Annotated in this window: 4 protein-coding genes; 2 read left to right on the top strand and 2 right to left on the bottom strand. The window is 70.6% G+C overall.

Annotation, left to right across the window (positions count from 1 at the left end; genetic code table 11):
- Nucleotides 1–249: TonB-dependent receptor (locus sphsw_RS12655; protein ID WP_031440929.1), on the top strand; the 249-nt coding region annotated here is incomplete at its 5' end.
- Nucleotides 250–272: 23 nt separating this feature from the next.
- Here the strand turns inward: sphsw_RS12655 and sphsw_RS12650 are convergent.
- The gene (locus tag sphsw_RS12650; protein ID WP_031440928.1) at nucleotides 273–1,814 is read right to left on the bottom strand and encodes an ABC transporter permease/substrate-binding protein; all 1,542 of its coding nucleotides are present in this window, start codon (nucleotides 1,812–1,814) and stop codon (nucleotides 273–275) included.
- Complete coding sequence (locus sphsw_RS12645; protein WP_031440927.1) at nucleotides 1,811–2,572, bottom strand: ATP-binding cassette domain-containing protein; 762 nt, start codon at nucleotides 2,570–2,572, stop codon at nucleotides 1,811–1,813. The genes sphsw_RS12650 and sphsw_RS12645 overlap by 4 nt, the downstream gene beginning before the upstream one ends.
- Before the next feature lie 53 nt (nucleotides 2,573–2,625).
- Between sphsw_RS12645 and sphsw_RS12640 the strand changes: the two genes are divergently transcribed.
- Nucleotides 2,626–3,411: an SDR family oxidoreductase gene (locus sphsw_RS12640; RefSeq protein ID WP_031440926.1), complete on the top strand. Its 786-nt coding sequence runs from the start codon at nucleotides 2,626–2,628 to the stop codon at nucleotides 3,409–3,411.
- The last annotated feature ends 32 nt before the right edge of the window (nucleotides 3,412–3,443 follow it).

Raw genomic sequence — 3,443 nt, 5'->3', positions numbered from 1 at the left:
ACGCTCAATTTCGGCGGGCTGGCGACCGCAAACGTGCGGCTGTTCGCGGATCTGGGGCAGCGGCTCGAATGGGTGAAGGCGCGGCCGTGGCTGCGCGGGATGCGCGTCACGCTGTCGGTCGACAATGTGTTTAACACGCGGCAGCGGGTGACGGATGCGAGCGGGGCGGTGCCGAATACCTATCAGCCGGATTATCTGGATCCGCTGGGGCGGACGGTGCGGTTGAGCGTGCGGAAGCTGTTTTTCTGAGGCCGTCAGGATGACGGGTGGGGTTACAGGCCAATCCTGGTCGCGAGCCAGCGGGCGGCGGCTTCGGGGGTCTGTTTGTCGGTGTCGCGGTCGACCTGGTAGTTGGCGGTGCGCATCGCCTCGACCGGGATGCGGCCAACAAGCGGGCGGAGCGCGGCGGTGAAGCGCGCGTCGTTCGCACGCGCGGGGGCGACCATCAGGATCGCGTCATAGCCCGGGATCGCGTGGCGCGGGTCGGTGAGCACGGTCAGCTTGTCCGCGGCGATCCGGCCGTCCGAGGAAAAGGCGGAGATGACGTCCGCCTTGCCGCTCTGCAGTGCGCGGTACATGAAGGTCGGGCTGTACGGCGTGGTGCGTGCGAAGCGGAGCGGATAGGCGCGTTTCACCGCCGCCCATTCGGGGCGTTCGAGGAATTCTAGGTCGCTGCCGAGCGTCAGGCCGGGCGCGGCCTTCACCAGATCGTCGAGGCTCGCGATGCGCTGGCGGCGCGCCACGTCCGCCTTCATCGCAAAGGCATACGCATTCTCGAACCCGAGCGTGCCGACCAGGCCGACGCCGTGCGTGCTCTTTGCCCAAGCGCCGATATCGGCGACCATCTTCGTGCGCTCGGGCACGTCGCTGCGCTTCATCTCGTTGGCCCAGATCGTGCCGGCATAATCGACATAGACGTCGATATCGCCGCCTGCGAGCGCACCGAAGACGAGCGCCGAGCCCAGGCCGTCGCGATAGGTGACGGTGTAGCCCGCGCGCGTCAGCCGGTCGCCGATCAGCCGCGCGAGGATATATTGCTCGGAGAAGTTCTTCGCGCCGACGACGACCGTCCGGTCGCCGCCGCCGCCGCGGGGCCAGAGCGGCGCGGTGGCGAGCGCGGTCCCTGCGACCAGCAGCGCGGCGCTCGCGATCCACAGCCAGCGACGGCGTGCGCGGATGCCCTGTTCGATCCCGCCGATCAGTGCGTCGACCGCGAGCGCGAGCGCCGCTGCGCTGACGCAGCCGGCAAGCACCAGCGCCCAGTTCTGCGTCTGGAGCCCGGCGAAGATCAGGTCGCCCAGACTTGGCTGGCCGACCGTGGTCGACAGCGTCGCCGCGCCGATCGTCCAGACCGCGGCGGTGCGGATGCCGGCGACGACGACGGGGGCGGCGAGCGGGGCCTCGACGAGGCGGAGCTTCTGCGCGGGCGTCATGCCGACCGCGTCGGCGGCCTGCGACACCGCGGGGTCGAGCCCCTGCAGCCCCGCGACCGCGTTGCGCAGGATCGGCAGCAGCGCATAGAGCGTTAGCGCGATCAGCGAGGGGAGGAAGCCCAAGGCCGGGATCCCGCCGCCGACCAGCGCGGACAGGCTGAGCAGCAGCGGATAGAAGAGCGCGAGCAGCGCGAGGCTGGGGACCGTCTGGACGAGGCTGGCGAAACCGAGCGCGACGCGCGCGACCGCGGCGTTGCGCGCGGACCAGATCGCGAGCGGCAGGCTGATCGCGATGCCGAGCAGGAGCGCCGCCGCGGACAGCAGGACGTGACTGGCGAGCAGCGGCGGCACGCGGGTCAGCGCGTCGAGGAACGCGCTCATGCGACGAGCGCCCGGAGGCGGTCGGCCTGCGCGCGCGGGACCTGGACCAAAGCCTGGGCGTCGTCGCCGCCCTCACCCGCTACGAGGGCTGCGGGGGTCGCATCGGCGACGATCTGCCCGGCCTTCATGACGAGCACGCGGTCGGCGAGCAGCAGCGCCTCCGCCATGTCGTGCGTGACGAGGATGGTGGTGAGGCCCAGCCGGTCGTGCAGCTCGCGGATGCGCGTGCCGAGCGCGTCGCGGGTGACGGGATCGAGCGCGCCGAACGCCTCGTCGAGGAGCAGCAGCTTTGCCCCCGGCGCGAGCGCGCGGGCGATGCCGACGCGTTGGCGCTGGCCACCCGACAGCGCGTCGGGCAGACGTCCGGCGATGCCGCGCGGCAGGTCGACGAGATCGAGCAGCGCGCCGACATCCGCCTCGTCGCCGCGGCCGGCGATGCGCAGCCCGATCGCGATGTTCTCGGCGATCGTCATGTGCGGGAACAGGCCGATATTCTGGAAGACATAGCCGACCCGGCGGCGCAGCGCGGGCGCGGGGCCGTACGTGACGTCGGTGCCGTCGAGCAGGACGCGGCCGTCGCTCGGCTCGACGAGGCGGTTGATCGTCTTGAGGAGGGTCGACTTGCCCGATCCCGACGTGCCGACGAGCGCGACGAAGCTGCCGCCCGCGATCTCGAGCGAGACCGCATCGACCGCGATCGTCGCGCCGTAAGCCCTGGTGACGCGTTCGAAAGCGAGCGCTGGAGATTGATCTGGCATCTGGGCGCAGGATGCGGGAAACATACCGCAAAATCAAACGGAGAGGATCGGCCATGAGCCAGCAGAGCATATTCATCACCGGCGGCGGATCGGGGATCGGCCGCGCGACCGCTTTGCTGTTCGCGCGCAAGGGCTGGCGGATCGGGCTGGCCGACGTCAGCGCCGCGGGGCTGGCGGAGACCGCGGCGCTGCTGCCCGAGGGGGCGTCGACCTATGTGATGGACGTACGCGACCGCGACGCGTGGGTGGCGTCGCTCGATGCGTTCACGGCCGTGACGGGCGGGCGGCTCGACGTGCTGTTCAACAATGCCGGAATCGGCTCTGGCGGGCCGCTCGCGACGACCGACTTCGCCGAGATCGACCGGGTGGTCGGGGTCAACCTGGTCGGCGTGCTGAACGGCGCGAAGATCGGTCATGGCTATCTGAAGCGGACGCCGGGATCGTGCCTGCTCAACACCGCATCTGCGTCGGCAATCTATGGCTCGTCGGGGCTGGCGCCCTATTCGGCGACCAAGTTCGGGGTGCGCGCGATCACCGAGGCGCTCGACGGCGAATGGGCGGGCGACGGGATCAAGGTGCGCGCGATCGTGCCGAGCTTCATCGACACGCCGCTGCTGAACACGACCGCGGGGGGATCGAACCGGTCAATCCGCGAGACGGTGACGGGCGCGGGGCTCGAGCTGACCGGGGTCGAGGCGGTCGCCGACGCGGCCTGGGCTGCGGTGCACGGCAACGCGGTCCACACCTATGTCGGCAAGACCGCGCACCGCATGGCGTTCGCCGCGCGCTGGATGCCGGGGTCGCTGCGCAAGCGGATGCGGCGGAGTGTGAAGCGGTAGGGGGGCTTCCGTCATTCCGGGCTTGAGCCGGG

This window comes from Sphingomonas sp. FUKUSWIS1 (assembly GCF_000733135.1).
GTDB classification, from domain to species: Bacteria; Pseudomonadota; Alphaproteobacteria; order Sphingomonadales; family Sphingomonadaceae; genus Sphingomonas; species Sphingomonas aerolata.
This window is presented reverse-complemented; position numbering and strand designations above follow the sequence as displayed.

Coding starts and splice junctions, on each gene's coding strand:
- sphsw_RS12650 (WP_031440928.1), bottom strand. CDS start 1,814: ATGAGCGCGTTCCTCGACGCGCTGACCCGCGTGCCGCCGCTGCTCGCC.
- sphsw_RS12645 (WP_031440927.1), bottom strand. CDS start 2,572: ATGCCAGATCAATCTCCAGCGCTCGCTTTCGAACGCGTCACCAGGGCT.
- sphsw_RS12640 (WP_031440926.1), top strand. CDS start 2,626: ATGAGCCAGCAGAGCATATTCATCACCGGCGGCGGATCGGGGATCGGC.